15 protein-coding genes are annotated in these 17,434 nt (G+C 69.4%); 10 read left to right on the plus strand and 5 right to left on the minus strand.

Translation table 11 applies throughout. The features are described 5' to 3' along the window. Complete coding sequence (gene kynU / locus VPH43_RS05160; protein ID WP_328576584.1) at nt 1–1,257, plus strand: kynureninase; 1,257 nt, start codon at nt 1–3, stop codon at nt 1,255–1,257. Beyond that, nucleotides 1,254–2,126, plus strand: a complete 873-nt coding sequence (gene kynA, locus VPH43_RS05165; protein ID WP_442909208.1) for a tryptophan 2,3-dioxygenase — start codon at nt 1,254–1,256, stop codon at nt 2,124–2,126. The genes kynU and kynA overlap by 4 nt, the downstream gene beginning before the upstream one ends. A gap of 24 nt (nt 2,127–2,150) precedes the next feature. Here kynA and VPH43_RS05170 read toward each other — a convergent pair whose 3' ends face one another. Continuing rightward, complete coding sequence (locus tag VPH43_RS05170) at nt 2,151–2,414, minus strand: hypothetical protein (protein WP_328576585.1); 264 nt, start codon at nt 2,412–2,414, stop codon at nt 2,151–2,153. Nucleotides 2,415–2,529: 115 nt separating this feature from the next. On the opposite strand from VPH43_RS05170, the gene VPH43_RS05175 reads away from it, so the two are divergent. The 5 genes from VPH43_RS05175 to VPH43_RS05195 all read left to right on the plus strand — a co-directional run bounded on the left by VPH43_RS05175 (nt 2,530) and on the right by VPH43_RS05195 (nt 6,802). Then, nucleotides 2,530–3,657 carry a mechanosensitive ion channel family protein gene (locus tag VPH43_RS05175; RefSeq protein ID WP_328576586.1) on the plus strand — a complete coding sequence of 376 codons (1,128 nt, stop codon included), beginning with the start codon at nt 2,530–2,532 and terminating at the stop codon, nt 3,655–3,657. 4 nt (nt 3,658–3,661) lie between these two features. Further along, nucleotides 3,662–4,159, plus strand: a complete 498-nt coding sequence (locus tag VPH43_RS05180; protein ID WP_328576587.1) for a hypothetical protein — start codon at nt 3,662–3,664, stop codon at nt 4,157–4,159. A gap of 13 nt (nt 4,160–4,172) precedes the next feature. Then, complete coding sequence (locus VPH43_RS05185; protein ID WP_328576588.1) at nt 4,173–4,628, plus strand: DUF421 domain-containing protein; 456 nt, start codon at nt 4,173–4,175, stop codon at nt 4,626–4,628. 112 nt (nt 4,629–4,740) lie between these two features. Continuing rightward, a complete protein-coding gene (locus tag VPH43_RS05190; RefSeq protein ID WP_328576589.1) occupies nt 4,741–6,096 on the plus strand; it encodes a dicarboxylate/amino acid:cation symporter in 1,356 nt (451 codons plus the stop codon). Between the two features lie 193 nt (nt 6,097–6,289). After that, complete coding sequence (locus tag VPH43_RS05195; protein ID WP_328576590.1) at nt 6,290–6,802, plus strand: hypothetical protein; 513 nt, start codon at nt 6,290–6,292, stop codon at nt 6,800–6,802. Between the two features lie 14 nt (nt 6,803–6,816). Here the strand turns inward: VPH43_RS05195 and VPH43_RS05200 are convergent, their stop codons facing one another. The 3 genes from VPH43_RS05200 to VPH43_RS05210 all read right to left on the minus strand — a co-directional run bounded on the left by VPH43_RS05200 (nt 6,817) and on the right by VPH43_RS05210 (nt 10,731). Beyond that, on the minus strand, nt 6,817–8,367 hold the full coding sequence (locus tag VPH43_RS05200; RefSeq protein WP_328576591.1) for a Do family serine endopeptidase: 1,551 nt from the start codon (nt 8,365–8,367) through the stop codon (nt 6,817–6,819). A gap of 109 nt (nt 8,368–8,476) precedes the next feature. Then, complete coding sequence (locus VPH43_RS05205; RefSeq protein WP_328576592.1) at nt 8,477–9,787, minus strand: ATP-binding protein; 1,311 nt, start codon at nt 9,785–9,787, stop codon at nt 8,477–8,479. Nucleotides 9,788–10,047: 260 nt separating this feature from the next. Beyond that, nucleotides 10,048–10,731, minus strand: a complete 684-nt coding sequence (locus VPH43_RS05210) for a response regulator transcription factor (protein ID WP_328576593.1) — start codon at nt 10,729–10,731, stop codon at nt 10,048–10,050. Between the two features lie 36 nt (nt 10,732–10,767). Between VPH43_RS05210 and VPH43_RS05215 the strand changes: the two genes are divergently transcribed. From VPH43_RS05215 to VPH43_RS05225, 3 genes are all read left to right on the plus strand, one after another. Next, complete coding sequence (locus tag VPH43_RS05215) at nt 10,768–12,111, plus strand: TAXI family TRAP transporter solute-binding subunit (RefSeq protein WP_328576594.1); 1,344 nt, start codon at nt 10,768–10,770, stop codon at nt 12,109–12,111. 64 nt (nt 12,112–12,175) lie between these two features. After that, nucleotides 12,176–13,543 carry an NAD(P)/FAD-dependent oxidoreductase gene (locus VPH43_RS05220; protein WP_328576595.1) on the plus strand — a complete coding sequence of 456 codons (1,368 nt, stop codon included), beginning with the start codon at nt 12,176–12,178 and terminating at the stop codon, nt 13,541–13,543. Nucleotides 13,544–13,620: 77 nt separating this feature from the next. After that, entirely contained in the window at nt 13,621–15,429 is a 1,809-nt protein-coding gene (locus VPH43_RS05225; RefSeq protein WP_328576596.1) for an aminopeptidase P family protein, read from the plus strand. A gap of 126 nt (nt 15,430–15,555) precedes the next feature. Here the strand turns inward: VPH43_RS05225 and VPH43_RS05230 are convergent, their stop codons facing one another. Further along, on the minus strand, nt 15,556–17,127 hold the full coding sequence (locus tag VPH43_RS05230; RefSeq protein WP_328576597.1) for a methyl-accepting chemotaxis protein: 1,572 nt from the start codon (nt 17,125–17,127) through the stop codon (nt 15,556–15,558). Nucleotides 17,128–17,434: the final 307 nt, after the last annotated feature.

Here is a 17,434-nt window from a genome sequence, read left to right on the forward strand (position 1 = left end):
ATGACCACCGGCCGTGCGGATTGCATCGCACTCGATGCCGACGACCCGCTGCGCCACCTGCGTGACCAGTTCGAGCTGCCGCCGGGGCTGATCTACCTGGACGGCAATTCACTTGGCGTGCTGCCCAAAGCCACCGCGGCCCGCGTGCAGCAGGTGGTGCAGCAGGAGTGGGGCCACGACCTCATCCGCAGCTGGAACACCGCCGGCTGGATCACCCTGCCGCAGCGCGTGGGCGACAAGATCGCCACCTTGGTGGGCGCCGGCCCGGGCGAGCTGGTGGTGGCCGACTCCACCAGCGTCAACCTCTTCAAGGTGCTGAGTGCCGCCCTCGCCATCTCGCAGGCCGACAGCCCCACGCGGCGCGTGATCCTGTCGGAGCGCCACAACTTCCCCACCGACCTCTACATCGCCGAAGGCCTGGCGCGCGAACGCGGCTTCGAGCTGGTGCTGTGTGACGACCCGGAACAGATCGAGCCGCTGCTGGCCGAACGCAACGTGGCGGTGCTCATGCTCACCCACGTGAACTACCGCACCGGCCGCATGCACGACATGGCTTCCGTCACGCGGCACGCGCATGAGGCCGGCACGCTCGCGCTGTGGGACCTGGCGCACTCTGCCGGCGCGGTGCCGGTGGACCTGCATGCCGCCGAGGCCGACTTCGCGGTGGGCTGCGGCTACAAGTACCTCAACGGCGGCCCGGGTGCACCGGCCTTCGTGTGGTCGCACCCGCGCCATGCGGAACGCTTCTGGCAGCCGCTGTCGGGCTGGATGGGCCACGCCGCGCCCTTCGAGTTCACGCCGCAGTACCGGCCGGCGCCCGGCATCGCGCGCTACCTCTGCGGCACACCGGCCGTCATCGCCATGGCCGCGCTCGAGTGCGGCGTGGACACGGTGCTCGCCGCCGGCGACATGCAGGCGCTTCGCCGCAAGTCCATCGCCCTCACACGCCTGTTCATGGCGCTCGCGGCCGAGCGCTGCGATGGCCACGGCCTCACCCTCGCCTCACCCGCCGACGATGCCCGGCGCGGCAGCCAGGTGTGCCTCTCGCATCCCAGCGCCGGCTACCCCATCATGCAGGCGCTGATCGCACGCAACGTGATCGGTGACTTCCGCGCGCCTGACATCCTGCGCTTCGGCTTCACGCCGCTCTACACCCGCTTCGTGGACGTGTGGGACGCGGTGGAACAACTTCGCCAGGTGCTGGCGAGCGGCGAATGGCGCGAGGCGCGCTTCAACCAACGGGCGGCAGTGACATGAGCGCACAGAACGAAGGCTGCCCCATGGGCGGCGGCAAGGGCGAGGCGATCGTGCGCGCTGAAAAAGCGCAGCTCGACTTCTCCAAGGACATGAGCTACGGCGACTACCTGCACCTGGACCAGGTGCTCAGCGCCCAGCATCCGCGCTCGCCCGAGCACAACGAAATGCTCTTCATCATCCAGCACCAGACCAGCGAGCTGTGGATGAAGCTGATGCTGCACGAGCTGCGTGCTGCCATCCAGTGCGTGGCCGACGACAAGCTCGGCAGTGCCTTCAAGATGCTGGCGCGCGTGAGCCGCATCATGGAACAGCTGGTGCATGCGTGGGACGTGCTGGCCACCATGACGCCGCCGGAGTACTCCGCCATCCGGCCCTACCTCTCCAACAGCAGCGGCTTCCAGAGCTGGCAGTACCGCTGCGTGGAGTTCCTGCTGGGCAACAAGAATGCGGCCATGCTGAAGCCGCATTCGCACAAGCCGGAGCGCCTGGCCGATGTGCAAGCGGCCTACGACTCACCGTCGCTGTATGACGAATCCCTGCGCCTGCTGGCGCGCCGCGGCTTGCCCGTGCCGGCCAGCCATGTGGAGCGCGACTGGACCCAGCCCTATGCGGAAAGCGCCGAGGTGGAGCAGGCCTGGCTGCAGGTGTACCGCGACCCCGAGCACCACTGGGACCTGTACCAGCTGGGCGAGGAACTCACCGACCTGGAAGACGCCTTCCGGCTCTGGCGCTTCCGCCACGTGACCACGGTGGAGCGGGTGATCGGCTTCAAGCGCGGCACCGGCGGCACCTCCGGCGTGGGCTACCTGCGCAAGATGCTGGACGTGGTGCTGTTCCCCGAAATCTGGAAGCTGCGCACCGACCTCTAGAGCCGCGCGGCCGCTACCGGCGCGCTACTTCGCCTCGCTGGCCGGCGAGGACGCCGGCGCCACTGGCAGGCCGATCTTCTTGGCCGTGCGCTGCACCGCGCTGCCCGCCACATGGGCGCCGTGTTCCACCGCATTGGCCCCCTTCTTGACGCCGTGCTTCACGGCCTTTTCGGTCTTGGTGGCCACCGAGGAGGCCGCGCTGGCCGCGGAGGCCGCGGCACTGGCCGCCTGCGCCATCGCCGTGCCCGCGGCCAGGGCGATTCCGATGAGAAGGTGTACTGTCTTCATGGCTCGATTCCGGATGAGAAGGGGCGCCCGATCATAGGGAGGGCGCCCTCACCGAGCAAACGGCATACCCGCGGCATGGGCAGCACCAAGGCGCGGCACTTGCTGACTGTGCGGCATGAACACAGCCGACATCAAGCACTGGGGTGACAGCACCCTCTTCCTGGGCACCGACATTACCCACTGGCTGCTGGCGCTGAGCGCGGCGCTGCTGGCCTACCTGGTGGCCACCTGGGCCCTGGGCTTCGCCCTGCAGCGGCTGCAGCGCATGGCCACGCGCAGCCGCACCACGCTCGACGACGCAGCGGTGCAGGTGCTCAGCGGCACCAACCGCGTTCTCATCGCGGTGGCCGCACTGCTGATCGGCGTGAACCTGCTGGACCTGCCGGACCGCTGGGCCACGCGGGTGAGCCAGCTCTGGTTCGTGGCGGTGGCGCTGCAGCTGGCGCTGTGGGGCGGGCGTGCCATCCGCATCGGGCTGGATCGCTACCTGCAGCGCCACGCTCCCGCCAGCGGCGCGCACGCCAGCGCCAGCGCCACCCTGATGTCCTGGGGCCTGCACACCGCGCTGTGGTCCATGGTGATGCTGGGCATCCTGTCGAACCTGGGCGTGGACATCACCGCCTTCGTGGCCAGCCTCGGCGTGGGCGGCATCGCGGTGGCGCTGGCGGTGCAGAACGTGCTGGGCGACCTGTTCGCATCGCTGTCCATCGCGATCGACAAGCCCTTCGAGGTGGGCGACTTCATCGCCTTCGGCAGCGTGTCGGGCACGGTGGAGCACGTGGGCCTGAAGAGCACGCGCATCCGCAGCCTGAGCGGCGAGCAGGTGGTGGTGTCCAACACCGACCTGCTCAAGCAGACCCTCAGCAACTTCAAGCGCCAGGCGCAGCGCCGGGTGCAGTTCGGCTTCGGCGTCACCTACGACACCACGCCGGACCAGGCCGAGCGCATTGCCGGCGTGGTCAAGCGCATCATCGAACAGCGCCCCAAGCTGAAGTTCGACCGCTCCCACTTCAAGGGCTTCGGCGAGAGCTCGCTGGACTTCGAGGTCGTCTACTTCGTCACCGAGCCGGACTACACGCTCTACATGGACGAGCAGCAGCTGATCAACCTGGCGCTGATGCGCGAGCTCGGCCGCATGGGCGTGAACTTCGCGTTCCCCACCCGCACCGTCGTCCTCTCCGGCGCGCAGGAAGCCGCTGCGCGGGAACCGATGACACGCACCACCCCCTCCCGAGCCCACTGACACCATGGTCCGCCATCACCACCACCCCGGGCTGGAGCTGGACGACAACCTGCGCCAGCAGCAACGCGAAGGGCGCCTGCAGCGCATTGCCCGGCCGCTGCTGTACGCGCTGCTGCTGGCGATCGCGCTCGGGTTGCTGGGCGACGGCCCGCTCGCGCGGGCGCACCTGTCAGGCCAGCCGGGTGTGGTGCTCGACCATCCCCGCTTCGCCCGCCGCGACGCGATGCAGGAGCTGCATCTCAGCGTGATGCCGGTTGCCAGCCGTGTCGTGCTGCAACTGGACACGCCCTACCTGCAGCAGGTGAGCATCGAGCAGGTGGTGCCGCAACCGGCGCAGGTGCAGGCGCAAGCCCAGGCCACCCTGCTGGTGTTCCATGCCACGCCGGGCGTGCCGCTGCAGGTGCAGTTGCAGGTCAAGGCCACGCACCCCGGCCGCCTGCAGGCACGCTGGCGCGCGGACAACGGCCCTGCGCTGGAGTTCAGCCAGTTCGTCTACCCCTGACGGGAGCCCCCCCATGGACACCGTGCTTCGATCCGCCGCGATCTACTTCTTCCTGCTGGTGCTGTTCCGCATCGCGGGCCAGCGCACCCTGAGCGAGCTGTCGAACTTCGATCTCGTCCTGCTGCTCATCGTCAGCGAGGCCACGCAGAACGCCTTGATCGGCGACGACTTCTCCGTGGTCAACGGCATGACGGCCATCCTCACGCTGGTGCTCATCGACCTGGCGCTGGCCTACGCCAAAAAGCGCGTGCCCCGGGTGGAGAAGCTCGTCGAAGGCACCCCGGTGATCGTGGTGGCCCACGGCAAGCTGCTGCGCGACAGCCTGGACAGCACCCACGTGACGGTGGACGACATCCTGCAGAGCGCGCGCGAGAAACAGGGCCTGGAGAACATGGCGCAGATCAAGTACGCGGTGCTCGAGCCGGCGGGCGGCATCTCCATCGTTCCGATGGACAGCAAGCCCGGGTAGGCAGCCGGCCGTGGCGTGCCTGCGGTGAGCCCTCACGCCGGTTGCGGATGCTACGTATGCGCGCCGGCCGGCAGAAGATCACACTTCGCGTCCTCTCGCCACAGGAGACGCCATGCCACGCAAGCCCTTGTACCAGTCGCTGTACCTGCAGGTCATCATCGCCATCGCGATCGGCGTGCTGGTGGGCCAGTTCTGGCCCGCCACCGGCGAGGCCATGAAGCCGCTGGGAGACGCCTTCATCAAGCTCATCAAGATGATGATCGCGCCCATCATCTTCTGCACCGTGGTGGTCGGCATCGCCGGCATGGAAGACATGAAGAAGGTCGGCAAGACCGGCGGCCTGGCGCTGCTGTACTTCGAGATCTTCAGCACCATCGCGCTGGTGGTGGGCCTGCTGATCGTGAACCTGGTGCAGCCGGGCGTGGGCATGAACGTGGACCCGCATTCGCTGGACACCAAGAGCGTGGCCGCCTACACCGGGCCGGGCAAGATGCAGACCACCACCGACTTCCTGCTCAATGTGATCCCGTCGACGGTGGTGGATGCCTTCGCCAAGGGCGAGATCCTGCAGGTGCTGCTGTTCTCGGTGCTGTTCGGCTTTGCGCTGCATCGCTTCGGCGGGCGCGGCACGCTGGTGTTCGACGTGATCGAGAAGATCTCGCACGTGCTCTTCGCCATCGTCGGCATCATCATGAAGGTGGCGCCCATCGGTGCCTTCGGCGCGATGGCCTTCACCATCGGCAAGTACGGCGTCGGCTCGCTGCTGTCGCTGGGCAAGCTGATGGGCACCTTCTACGCCACCTGCCTGATCTTCATCTTCCTGATCCTCGGGCTGGTGGCGCGGGTGCACGGCTTCTCGATCTGGAAGTTCATCAAGTACATCAAGGAAGAACTGCTGATCGTGCTGGGCACCTCGTCCTCCGAATCGGTGCTGCCGCGCATGATGGCAAAGATGGAGAACCTGGGCGCTCGCAAGTCGGTGGTGGGGCTGGTCATTCCCACCGGCTACTCCTTCAACCTGGACGGCACCTCCATCTACCTCACCATGGCCGCGGTGTTCATCGCCCAGGCCACCAACACGCCGATGACGCTGACGCAGCAGCTCACGCTGCTGGCGGTGCTGCTGCTCACCTCCAAGGGCGCCGCCGGTGTCACCGGCAGCGGCTTCATCGTGCTGGCGGCCACGCTGTCGGCGGTGGGCGGCGTGCCGGTGGCCGGGCTGGCGCTGATCCTGGGCATCGACCGCTTCATGAGCGAAGCACGCGCCCTCACCAACCTGATCGGCAACGGCGTGGCCACGCTGGTGGTGGCCCGGTGGACCGGCGACCTGGACACCGAACGCCTGCAGCGCCAGCTCAACAACGAGAGCGACGCCGAAGCGGACGAGCCCGAGCAGGTGCTGGACGCGGTGGAGCAGCACATGCCGGTGCAGCCGCCCGTTCCGCTGCCGCTCGCCGCGCGCAGCTGACCCGCGCGCCGGGCACTCGCGCCGGAGACCATCGCAGCCGCGTTCCCGGCCAGGTGCGTGACCGAGTGCGCGGCCGATCGCCGCAGCACGAGGCCAGCGCTCAAGGCGCCCGCCGCCGTAACCGATAGACACATCATCTCGTCCGGCGCCACGCCGGGCGCCCATGGTCCTTCGGTTATCGGGAGGGGGCTGTATGCACCTCTGGTCCCTCGCGCGGTTCGCGCCCCTCACGCTTGCCGCCGGCCTGGCCGGCCCCGCGATCGCGCAAGCCGATGCCTCGCCCGCGGTCAGCGGCTTCGAGCGCGAGCTGTGGGTGGCCACCGGGTTCCGCTCCCACCACACCGCCCACGCCAGCCGCTACAACCAGCGCAACGATGGCCTGGGGCTCGAATGGCGCTGGTCGCCGCAGGTGCAGTTCAACGCAGGCCACTACCGCAACTCGGTGCGCCATGGCAGCACCTATGCGCAGGTGGCGTGGACGCCGCTGGACACCGCCCTGCCAAGCGATTTCCGTGTGCGTGGCGGTGCCAGCGTGGGCGTGATCAACGGCTACCCCAAGGTGCGCCACGGCGGCTACTTCGCCACCCTGGTGCCGGTGATGTCGCTCGAGTGGCAGCGCGTGGGCATCAACTTCCTCTACATCCCGTCGGTGGGCAAGCGGGTGGACGGCGCGTACGCCGTCCAGTTGAAGCTGCGCGTGTCCTGAGGGTTCCGGGCCACTCAGCCCAGCCGCACCGGCACGAAGATCCGCTCGCCGTCGCGCTCGATCAGCAGCGCCACGTTCTTGGGCTTGCTCTTGAGCAAGCCCTTCACCTCGTCGACCGAATCCACCGGCTTGCCGTTCACCGCGAGCAGCACGTCGCCGGGCGCCACGCCGGCCCGCGCCGCCGGGCCGCCGACGTCTTCGACCACCAGGCCGTGCTCCAGCTTGGCGCGCGAGCGTTCGGCCGGTGACAGCGGGCGCAGGGCCAGGCCCAGGCGTGCACCGTCCGCTTCGTCATCGCCGGCCGCGGCACGCTCGCTGCGCTCATCGGCCGAGCCCAGCTTGACTTCGACCTCCCGCTGCGCCTTGTCGCGCCAGACCTTCAGCTTCACCTTCTCCCCGGGCGATGCCAGGCCGATCCGGCTGGACAACTCACCACCCCGCACCACCGGCTCGCCGTTCACCTCGGTGATCACGTCACCGGACTTCAGGCCCGCCTTGTCGGCGGCGCTGCCCGGCGCCACCTGCGCCACCAGCGCGCCGTCCGGGCGCGGCAGGCCGAAGCTTTCGGCCAGCGTCTGGTTCAGGTCCTGGATCTGCACACCGAGGCGCGCATGGCTGGCCTTGCCGGTGGCGACGATCTGGTTCTTGACCTTCAGCGCCACGTCGATCGGGATCGCGAAGCTCAGGCCCTGGTAGCCGCCGGTCTGCGAGTAGATCTGCGCGTTGATGCCGATCACGTTGCCGGCGCCGTCGAACAGCGGGCCGCCGGAGTTGCCCGGGTTCACCGCGGCGTCGGTCTGGATGAAAGGCACCACCGTGCTGTCGCCCGGCAGCGAGCGGCCCTTGGCGCTGACGATGCCCTGGGTGGCCGTCTGCTCCAGGCCGTAGGGCGCGCCGATCGCCAGCACAGGGTCACCCACCTCGATCTGCTTCGGGTCGCCCAGGCGCACTGCCGGCAGGCCCTTGGCGTCGATGCGCAGCACCGCCACGTCGGTCACCGGGTCCAGGCCCAGCACCTTGGCGCGGTACTCGCGCCGGTCCTGCAGCTTGACGGTCACCTCCTTGGCTTCACGCACCACGTGGGCGTTGGTGAGGATGGTGCCGGCGTTGTCGATGATGAAACCGGAGCCCTGGCCGCGGAACGGCACTTCGGGGCTGCCACCGCGGCGGCCACGCTGGCCGAAGCCGGGAATGCCGCGGAAGAACTGGAAGAAGGGGTCGTCCTCGGCGCCGGGCGGCAGGCCCTGCTCCTCGGCGCTGGCCTTGTGCATGCCTTCGACGGTGACGCCCACCACCGCGGGGCCGTACTGCTTGACGATGGAGCGGAAGTTGGGCGCGGCCACCGGCGCGATGCCGTTGGCATTGGTGGGGGCTACCGGCACCACCGGCGACGGCGTGTTGGCCGCCAGCTGGGTGGGCGGCGCAGGCGGGGCGGTGGTGTCGCTGGCCTTGTCCTTCTTGAACCAGTCGCTCGGGTTCAAGCTGAGGGCGCCGGCACTGCCGGCGACGGCGATGCCCGCGCCGAGCAGCCCGGCAGCGAGTGGGGTGAGGCGATGGTTGGCCATGGTGTGTTCTCTCCTGGGGTGAGCGCGGATGAATCCGCTTGGCCACCATGCTGCGGCCGGCACATGAGGCCAGCGTTAGCCGAAGATGAAGCGAAAGTTAAGCCGCGGCTCAAGCGGCGCGCGGGAAGCGCACCGTCACCCGCAGGCCGCCGAGCGGCGAATCGCCGAGGCTCACCTGCGCACCATGGCGCTCGGCGACGCTCTTGACGATGGCCATGCCCAGCCCCGTGCCTGCCGTGGACGCGGCCGTGGCCTCGCGGCGCCAGAAGCGGTCGAACACACGCTCGCGCTCGGCGCTCGGGATGCCGGGGCCACTGTCGTCCACCGTGAGCACCGCCGCGTCGCCCTCGTTGGCCACCTGCGCCAGCACGCGGGCGCCGGGCGGCGCGTAGCGCACCGCGTTGTCCGCCAGGTTGCGTGCCAATGCCGCGAGCGCGATGGCATCGCCTTGCACCTGCACCGGGCCGGCCGCTTCCAGCGCCAGCGTGGTGCCCCGCTCCGCGGCCAGCGGGCCGGCATCGGCCAGCGCCTGGCGCACGGCTTCGGCCAGGTCCACCGGCTGCAGCGGCGCCTGGCGCGCGCCGGGTTCGTTGCGTGCGAGCGTGAGCAGCTGCTCCACCAGCCGGCTGGCGCGCTCCACGCCTTGGGCCAGCGCCTCGGTGGCGGCCGCCCGATCAGCCGGGTCGGCCGCACGCCGCAGCATCTGCACCTGCAGCTTCAGCGCGGTGAGCGGCGAGCGAAGTTCATGTGCGGCATCGGCCACGAAGGCCCGCTGGGCATCGAAGGCAGCTGACAGGCGCTGCAGCAGCGCATTCAGCGAGCCGACCAGTGGGGCCACTTCGTCGGGCAGGCCCTCGGCCGGCAGCGGGCTCAGGGCCTCGGCGCCACGCTCGGTGACCTGCTGCGACACCTGCCGCAAGGGCCGCAGCGTCACGGCCACCAGCCAGCTCATCACCACCGCCAGCAGCGGCAGCATCAGCAGCAAGGGCAACACGCTGCGCAGCGCCGCGCCGGCCGCCAGCCGCTCGCGGATCTGGCGCGGCTGGGCCACCTGGATGACCCGGTCGCGCGCGGCCACGCTGAAGGTGCGCCAGGTCTGGCCCTGCACCGCCACGTCGGCAAAACCCAGCACCGCGCGGGCCGGCAAGGCGGCATGCGCGCGGGTCGAATAGATGGCGCGCCCGTCCACCGTCCAGATCTGCACCACGAAGTCCAGCCCCGCGTCGGCGAAGGCATTGGCCTGGTCGGGCGCGATCTCGCCCTGGTCGCGCAGGGACAAGGCCATCTGGCGCAACTGGTAGTCGAACAGGCCTTCTGCCTCCTGAAGCGCATTGCGGTAGGTGATGCCGCCCAGCACCAGCGCGGCCAGCAGCAAGGTGAGCACCAGCGACACCAGCAGGCGCGTGCGGATGGAATTCATGCTTAGGGCCTGTTAACGCTATTTGGAGCCTCACGCTCGGGGTCCAAGGCGCGCAGACCTAGGCGCTGGCGAGGCCGCGTGCTAGATGCACGCAACGAGCCGGCAACGACGGTATGCGCGCCTTGGGCCCCGAGCCCGAAGGGTGATCCCAGGAAACGGGCGCCCTCCGCGTTGCAAATGCTCGCCGTAGCCTGTGCTACGGCTGTGCTTTGCGCCTTGATGGCACCCGTTTCCTGGGTCACGTGAGGCTCCAAATAGCGTTAACAGGCCCTCGGCGTCTTGCCGAGGAAGTAGCCCACGCCGCGCATGTTCTGGATGAAGTCCGCGCCCAGCTTGCGGCGCAGCTGGTGCACATACACCGACACCGCATTGCTCTCGACCTCTTCGCCCCAGCCGTAGAGCCGGTCTTCCAGCTGGGCCCGCGACAGGATGGCGCCGGGCCGCTGCATCAGCGCTTCCAGCAAGGCAAACTCGCGCGCCGACAGCAGCACCGGCTCGCCCTCCTTGGTGACCTGGCGGGTGGCCGGGTCCAGCACCACGCCTTCGTGTTCCAGCCGGGGTGCGGCGCGGCCGGCATGGCGGCGCAGCACGGCGCGCATGCGGGCGTTGAGCTCGTCCAGCTCGAAGGGCTTGACCAGATAGTCGTCGGCGCCGGCATCCAGGCCGGCCACCCGGTCCTCTAGCGCGTCGCGCGCGGTGAGCACGATCACCGGCGTGGTGTCGCCGCGCTGGCGCAGCTCGCGCAGCACGTCCAGGCCGCTGCCGTATTGAGGAGACGGCGGCAGGCCCAGGTCCAGCAGCACCAGGTCGAAGCGCTCGCTGGCCAGCGACGCGGCCGCGGCCGGTGCGTCGTACACCCAGTCGACCGCGTAGCCTTCCAGCCGCAGCGCCTGGCGCAGCGTGCTGCCGATCATGCGGTCGTCTTCTACCAGTAACAGGCGCATCGGGCGAGGATACCAATCACGTTATCGTTGCGCCCCATGCCCCGGCCCTCCCTGCCCCACATTAGCTTCTCGCTCACCGCCGTGCGCGAATTCGCCAGCACGGCCGCGCCCTTCGCCCTGCTGGCGCTGGCGCTGCTGGTGGTGGCCTACCTGGTGCTGGACCCGTCGCCACCGCGCCATGTGGTGCTGGCCACCGGCGTGGACCAGGGCGCCTATGCCGAGTTCGGCAAGCGTTATGCGGCGCGGCTGGCACAGCACCACATCCGGGTGGAGCTGCGCGCCACCCAGGGCGCGGCCGAGAACCTGCAGCTGCTGCGCGAAGGCAAGGTGGACCTGGCCTTTGTGCAAGGCGGCGCCGACCGCGACCGCGGGCCGGACGAAAACCCGGATGCGAACCTGCGATCGCTCGGCAGCATGTTCTACGAGCCGGTGTGGCTGTTCTACCGGGAGGAATCCGCCCAGCGGCTGCTGAAGGCTCAGGAACTCAGGAGCCTGTCGCAGCTGCCGGGCTGGCGGGTGAACATCGGCGCACCCGGCAGCGGCGTGCCCAACCTGATGCAGCGCCTGATCGAGGCCAACCGCATCGAGCCCGCCACGCTGACCCTGCAGCAGCAGCCGCAGACGCCCGCGGTGGTGGACCTGCTCGAAGGCCGCATCGACGCGCTGGTGTTCGCCTCCGCCCCGGAGTCGCTGATGGTGCAGATGCTGCTGCAGACGCCCGGCATCCGGCTGTTCGACTTCGCCCAGGCCGAGGCCTATGCGCGCCGATTTCCCTTTCTCACCCCCGTGAACCTGCCGCGCGGCGTGGTGGATCTGGCCGGCGACCTGCCGCGCCAGGATGTGCACCTGGTGGCACCCACCGCCACGCTGGTGGCGCGCGAGAGCCTGCACCCGGCCCTGGTGCAGCTGTTCGTGCAGGCGGCGCAGCAGGTGCATGGCGAAGCCGGTTGGTTCCAACGCAAGGGCGACTTCCCGAACGCGCGCGACAACGAACGCGCGCTGCATCGCGAGGCCGAGCGTGTCTATAGCCATGGCGAGCCGCTGCTGCAGCGCTACCTGCCGTTCTGGCTGGCCAACCTGATCGACCGCATGTGGGTGGTGCTGCTGTCCATCGTCGGCCTGCTGATCCCGCTGTCGCGGGTGGTGCCGCCGCTGGTGGAGTTCCGCATCCGCTCGCGGGTGTTCCGCTGGTACGGCCAGCTGCGCGCGATCGAGGCGGAGGAAGGCCGCACGCCGGCGCAGGAGCTCAACGAGCGCCTGGACGAGATCGAGGCCCGGGTGGCGGGCATCACGCTGCCGCTGAGTTATGCCGACGAGCTGTATGCGCTCAAGGGCCACATCCAGCAGGTGCGGCGACGTTTGCAGCCCCGCCCGGCCTGACAGCGCCGCGGCCCGGTAGGATCGGCCTAGGGTTTGCCCCAAGGCTTGACCGACCAGGACCACGATGAACAACCACACCTCCGCCTCCCCGGCCCCCACCCGCCCCCGTGTCGTGCTCATCGGCTGCGGCTTCGGCGGGCTGGAAGCAGTGCGCCTGCTCTCCAGCGCACCGGTGGACATCACGCTCGTCGACCGCACCAACCACCACCTGTTCCAGCCGCTGCTGTACCAGGTGGCCACCGCCAACGTCAGCGCACCGGCGGTGTCCGGGCCGATCCGGCACATCCTGCGGCGCGAGATGCGGCGCGGCAACCTCACCGTGCTGCAGGCCGAGGTGACCCGCATCGACGCCACCCGGCGCGAGCTGCTGCTGGACCAGGGCCAGGCCTTGCCCTATGACCACCTGATCGTGGCCGCCGGTGCCACCCACAGCTACTTCGGCCACGACGAATGGCAGCCGGTGGCGCCTGGCCTGAAGACCCTGGCCGACGCCTTCAACATCCGCGCGCGCATCATCGGCGCCTTCGAGCGGGCCGAGCTCTGCGCCGATACCGCCCAGGCGCAGCAGTGGCTCAACTTCGTGGTCATCGGCGGCGGCCCCACCGGCGTGGAGCTGGCCGGTGCGCTGGTGGAGATTGCGCGCCACACCCTGCCCGATGAATTCCGCCGCATCGACTCGCGCCGCGCCCGCGTGGTGCTGGTGGAGGGCTCGGACCGGGTGCTGGGGGCCTTTCATCCCAGGCTCTCGGAAAGCGCCCGTCGCCAGCTCGAAAAGCTGGGCGTGGAGGTGCGCACCGGCTGCCGCGTCACCGGCATCGACCACCACGGCGTGACCTATCACGATGCCGCCCATCCCGAGCAGGGCGACCAGCGCATCGAAGCGCGCACCGTGCTGTGGGGCGCCGGGGTGGCCGCCTCGCCGCTGGGCCGCTCCCTCGCGGAAACCGCCGGTGCCACGCTGGACCGCGCCGGCCGGGTGGTGGTGGAGGCCGACCTCACGGTGCCCGGCCATCCCGAGATCAGCGTGATCGGCGACCTGGCGGCCGCCAAGAGCCACGGCAAGAGCGACCCCAAGCCGGTGCCGGGTGTGAGCCCGGCGGCCAAGCAGATGGGCCGCCTGGCCGCGCGCAACCTGCTGCGCCGCCTGCGCGGCGAGCCGGCTGTAGCCTTCCGCTACCTGGACTACGGCTCGCTCGCCACCATCGGCCGCAAGTCGGCGGTGGTGCAGCTGGAAGTGCCGGCCATCGGCGAGGTGAAGTGGGGCGGCTACTTCGCCTGGCTGTTCTGGCTCTTCGCGCACGTGTACTTCCTGATCGGCTTCCGCAACCGGTTGATCGTGCTGTTCGACTGGGCCTGGTCGTACTGGACCTTTGAGCGCCATGCCCGCGTGGTGGCCGAAAGCGCACAAGAGCCGAAGGACGCCCCCGCCTAGAATCGGCGCCTACCCCCTGCCCACCGGGCCGCGGCGCCCACCCGGCGCCTCGCGGCCCCAACCGCGAGCCCCACACCATGGACACCCGCACCTCGCCCCAACGCCTTCGCCTCGACCGCCTGCGCGAAGCCCTGCAACGGCGCGGCATCGATGCGCTGCTGGTGCCCTCCAGCGACCCGCATCTCAGCGAGTACCTGCCCGAACGCTGGCAAGGCCGCGAGTGGCTGTCGGGGTTCACCGGCTCCATGGGCACGCTGGTCGTCACGCGCGACGGCGGCGCGCTGTTCGCCGACATGCGCTACTGGGAGCAGGCCGAACGCGAGCTCGCCGGCACCGGCCTGGTGCTGGTGAAGATTCCCACCGCAGCGGCCACCCACCACATCGACTGGATCGTGCAGCAACTGGGCTCGCGCGGCACGCTGGCGGTGGACGGCCAGGTGCTCGGCCTGGCCGCCGCGCAGCAACTGCGCAGCGCGATGGACAAGGCTGGCATCACGCTGCGCACCGACATCGACCTGCTGGACGACATCTGGCCCGACCGGCCCGCGCTGCCCACCGCGCCGGTGTTCGAACACCGTGCGCCGCATGCACCCCTGCCGCGCAGCGCCAAGCTGGCGCAGGTGCGCGAGGCGATGGCGCGCGCGGGCGCGAGCCACCACTTCATTTCCACGGTGGACGACATCGCGTGGCTGTTCAACCTGCGTGGCAGCGACGTGGACTACAACCCGGTGTTCCTGGCTCATGCGCTGCTGGACATGAGCGGCTGCACGCTCTACCTGGCGCCCGGCAAGGTGGGCAGCGATCTGGGAGCCACCCTGCAGGCCGACGGCGTGCGCGTGGCGGACTACACCGAGGCACCACGCGCCCTGGCGGCCCTGCCCGTGGGCAGCCGCCTGCTGGTGGACCCCAAGCGCGTGACCTTCGGCTTGCGCGAGCATGTGCCCACCGGCGTGGCGGTGATCGAGGCGATCAACCCCAGCACCCTGGCCAAGAGCCGCAAGACCGCCGAGGAAGCGGCCTTCGTGCGCGAGGCCATGGCCCAGGACGGCGCGGCGATGTGCGAGTTCTACGCCTGGTTCGAGCAGGCGCAGGGCACGGAGCGCATCACCGAACTCACCATCGACGAGCGCCTCACCGCCGCACGCGCCAGGCGCCCGGGCTTCGTGGGCTTGAGCTTTTCCACCATCGCCGGCTTCAACGCCAACGGCGCGATGCCGCACTACCGCGCCACGGCGGATTCACACGCCGTGATCGAAGGCGACGGCCTGCTGCTCATCGATTCCGGCGGCCAGTACCTGGGCGGCACCACCGACATCACCCGCGTATGGCCGATCGGCACGGTGAGTGACGCACAGAAACGCGACTTCACCCTGGTGCTCAAGGGCACGATGGCGCTGTCGCGCGCGCGCTTCCCGCGCGGCACGCTGTCCCCCATGCTGGACGCGCTGGCACGCGCGCCGCTCTGGGCCGAAGGCGTGGAATTCGGCCACGGCACCGGCCACGGCGTGGGCTACTTCCTCAACGTGCACGAAGGCCCGCAGAGCATCTCCAAGGCCCTGCCCGACGCCAACATGGCGATGGAGCCGGGCATGATCACCTCCATCGAACCCGGCGTGTACCGCCCCGGCCAATGGGGCGTGCGCATCGAGAACCTGGTGCTCAACGTGCCGGCCGACACGCCCGAAGGCGACCGCTTCGCCGAGTTCCTGGAATTCGAGACACTCACCCTCTGCCCGATCGACACCCGCTGCATAGACCGCAGCCTGATGCGGCAGGATGAGATCGACTGGCTCAACCGCTACCACGCCACCGTCCGCGAACGCTTGGCGCCCTTGGTGAGCGGCGACGCACTGGCTTGGCTAGAAATGCGGACCCAACCGCTCTGAACGAAAAAAGCCGGCTCACGCCGGCTTTTCAACTTCTGACTGGAACCCCCTCCCGGCGGGGGCCCGGGGGAGCGAACATTCACCGGCCCGCCGGAATGGTGACCGCGGGCCGGGGACTGCAGCCGTTCAGGCTGCCGTCAGACGGAACGCGGTCACCATCCCGGCCAGCTTCTGGGCCTGTTCCTTCAGGCTCTCCGCTGCCGCCGCCGACTCTTCCACCAGCGCCGCGTTCTGCTGTGTCATCTGGTCCAGCTGGGCCACGGCGGTGTTCACCTGCCCGATGCCGCTGCTCTGTTCGCTGGAGGCGGCGGTGATCTCGCCGATGATGTCGGTCACACGCTGCACGCTGGCCACGATCTCGTTCATCGTGCTGCCGGCGTCCTGCACCAGGCGCGAGCCGGTCTCCACCTTGTCCACGCTGGTGCCGATCAGCGCCTTGATTTCCTTGGCGGCTTCGGCGCTGCGCTGGGCCAGCGAACGCACTTCGCCCGCCACCACCGCAAAACCGCGGCCCTGCTCGCCGGCGCGGGCGGCTTCCACCGCCGCGTTCAGCGCGAGGATGTTGGTCTGGAAGGCAATGCCGTCGATCACGCCGATGATGTCGGCGATCTTCTTGGAGCTGGTGTTGATCTCGGTCATCGTGGAGACCACCTGGCTCACCACCTGGCCGCCGCGCGAGGCGACGGCGGATGCGGAGCTGGCGAGCTGATTGGCCTGCGACGCTGCATCGGCGCTGTGCTTGACCGTGCCGGTGAGCTGCTCCATCGAGCTGGCGGTCTGCTGCAGGTTGGAGGCCGCCATCTCGGTGCGCTGGCTCAGGTCCTGGTTGCCGGTGGCCACTTCGGCGCTGGCCATCTGGATGCTTTCGGCCGACTGGCGGATCTCGCCGACCAGGGCGCGCAGGCGGTCCTGCATCGCGCCGATGGCCATCAGCAGGCGGCCGATCTCGTCACGCGAGGTCACCTCGACGGTGGAGCTCAGGTCGCCTTCGGCGATGCGCTCGGCGATGCGGATGGCGCGGTCAATCGGCAGCTTGACGCTGCGTGTGATGCGCCAGCCCACCAGGCCGCCCACCACCACTGCAGCCACCACCAGGGCGCCGGCGATGACCATCGCCCGCATCTGGCCGGCCTTGGCATCTTCATAGCTCTTGTGGCTGAGCGCTTCTTCCACGGCCACCAGCTCGGCCACCTTCTTGCGCCACACCTGCTCGTTGGGCCGCACCTGCAGCATCAGCGTCATGGTGGCTTCGATGTTGGCGCCGTCCTGGCCCTCCTTGGCGGCGCGCAGCACCAGCGGCATGGTCTTCTTGGCGGCGGCCTGCAGCTCCTCCATCAGCTTCTTCTCCTCGGCCGTGGCGCCGGCCGCTTCGATGCTGGCAGCCAGGGCCTTCTCGGCCTTGAGATAGTTGGCCTCGGCGGCCTTCAGCATCTTGACCTCGGAGTCGATCTCCTTCACGTCCGTGAGCAGCGTGATGGACCGGGCCTGCACCGCCAGCTCATTGATGTGGTTGAGCATCTGCCAGGCCAGGTCGCTCTTGGGGTTGTTCACCTCCACGATCTGGCGCACCCGCTCGCCCATGTTGCGGAATTCGAGCGTATTCAGGCCTGCCACGGCGGCAAGCATCACAACGAGGCTGGCAAAGCCGAGGGCCAGGCGCCGGCCTACGGACAAATGGGTGAGCGACGAAAGCGTCATGGGCTGCCTCTTGGAGTGCATGGTCACGGAATTGTGAGTGGCCGTTTCGGCGGTCACTGGGCCAAATATCGGCCGCTTCCCCTGCCAGTTGAGGACTTTGTGCGCACGTGCATGCGCTGGGCGGCGCTGCGGCGCGATGCGGGCGGGCCGCCCGCCTGCAGTTCATGCCGTGCAGGCCGCCGTCCGTCGCAGGCCGCTGGCGGGTCATGCCCGGCCCGCCTAGAGTGGCATGGTCGCGTCCCGAAAGCGCGATCGACAGACCTCCCGCGATCCCGGGCACAACCCACACAGGGATCGTCTTCAGGCC

Source organism: Ideonella sp. BN130291 (assembly GCF_036231905.1).
GTDB lineage: Bacteria > Pseudomonadota > Gammaproteobacteria > Burkholderiales > Burkholderiaceae_C > CAMLIZ01.

Bases quoted from the DNA above. Each gene is read 5' to 3' on its own strand.
- VPH43_RS05185 (WP_328576588.1), top strand. From the start codon at position 4,173: ATGGACACCGTGCTTCGATCCGCCGCGATCTACTTCTTCCTGCTGGTG.
- VPH43_RS05195 (WP_328576590.1), top strand. From the start codon at position 6,290: ATGCACCTCTGGTCCCTCGCGCGGTTCGCGCCCCTCACGCTTGCCGCC.
- VPH43_RS05225 (WP_328576596.1), top strand. From the start codon at position 13,621: ATGGACACCCGCACCTCGCCCCAACGCCTTCGCCTCGACCGCCTGCGC.
- kynU (WP_328576584.1), top strand. From the start codon at position 1: ATGACCACCGGCCGTGCGGATTGCATCGCACTCGATGCCGACGACCCG.
- VPH43_RS05215 (WP_328576594.1), top strand. From the start codon at position 10,768: ATGCCCCGGCCCTCCCTGCCCCACATTAGCTTCTCGCTCACCGCCGTG.
- VPH43_RS05200 (WP_328576591.1), bottom strand. From the start codon at position 8,367: ATGGCCAACCATCGCCTCACCCCACTCGCTGCCGGGCTGCTCGGCGCG.
- VPH43_RS05210 (WP_328576593.1), bottom strand. From the start codon at position 10,731: ATGCGCCTGTTACTGGTAGAAGACGACCGCATGATCGGCAGCACGCTG.
- VPH43_RS05190 (WP_328576589.1), top strand. From the start codon at position 4,741: ATGCCACGCAAGCCCTTGTACCAGTCGCTGTACCTGCAGGTCATCATC.
- VPH43_RS05170 (WP_328576585.1), bottom strand. From the start codon at position 2,414: ATGAAGACAGTACACCTTCTCATCGGAATCGCCCTGGCCGCGGGCACG.
- VPH43_RS05220 (WP_328576595.1), top strand. From the start codon at position 12,176: ATGAACAACCACACCTCCGCCTCCCCGGCCCCCACCCGCCCCCGTGTC.
- VPH43_RS05175 (WP_328576586.1), top strand. From the start codon at position 2,530: ATGAACACAGCCGACATCAAGCACTGGGGTGACAGCACCCTCTTCCTG.
- VPH43_RS05205 (WP_328576592.1), bottom strand. From the start codon at position 9,787: ATGAATTCCATCCGCACGCGCCTGCTGGTGTCGCTGGTGCTCACCTTG.
- kynA (WP_442909208.1), top strand. From the start codon at position 1,254: ATGAGCGCACAGAACGAAGGCTGCCCCATGGGCGGCGGCAAGGGCGAG.
- VPH43_RS05230 (WP_328576597.1), bottom strand. From the start codon at position 17,127: ATGACGCTTTCGTCGCTCACCCATTTGTCCGTAGGCCGGCGCCTGGCC.
- VPH43_RS05180 (WP_328576587.1), top strand. From the start codon at position 3,662: ATGGTCCGCCATCACCACCACCCCGGGCTGGAGCTGGACGACAACCTG.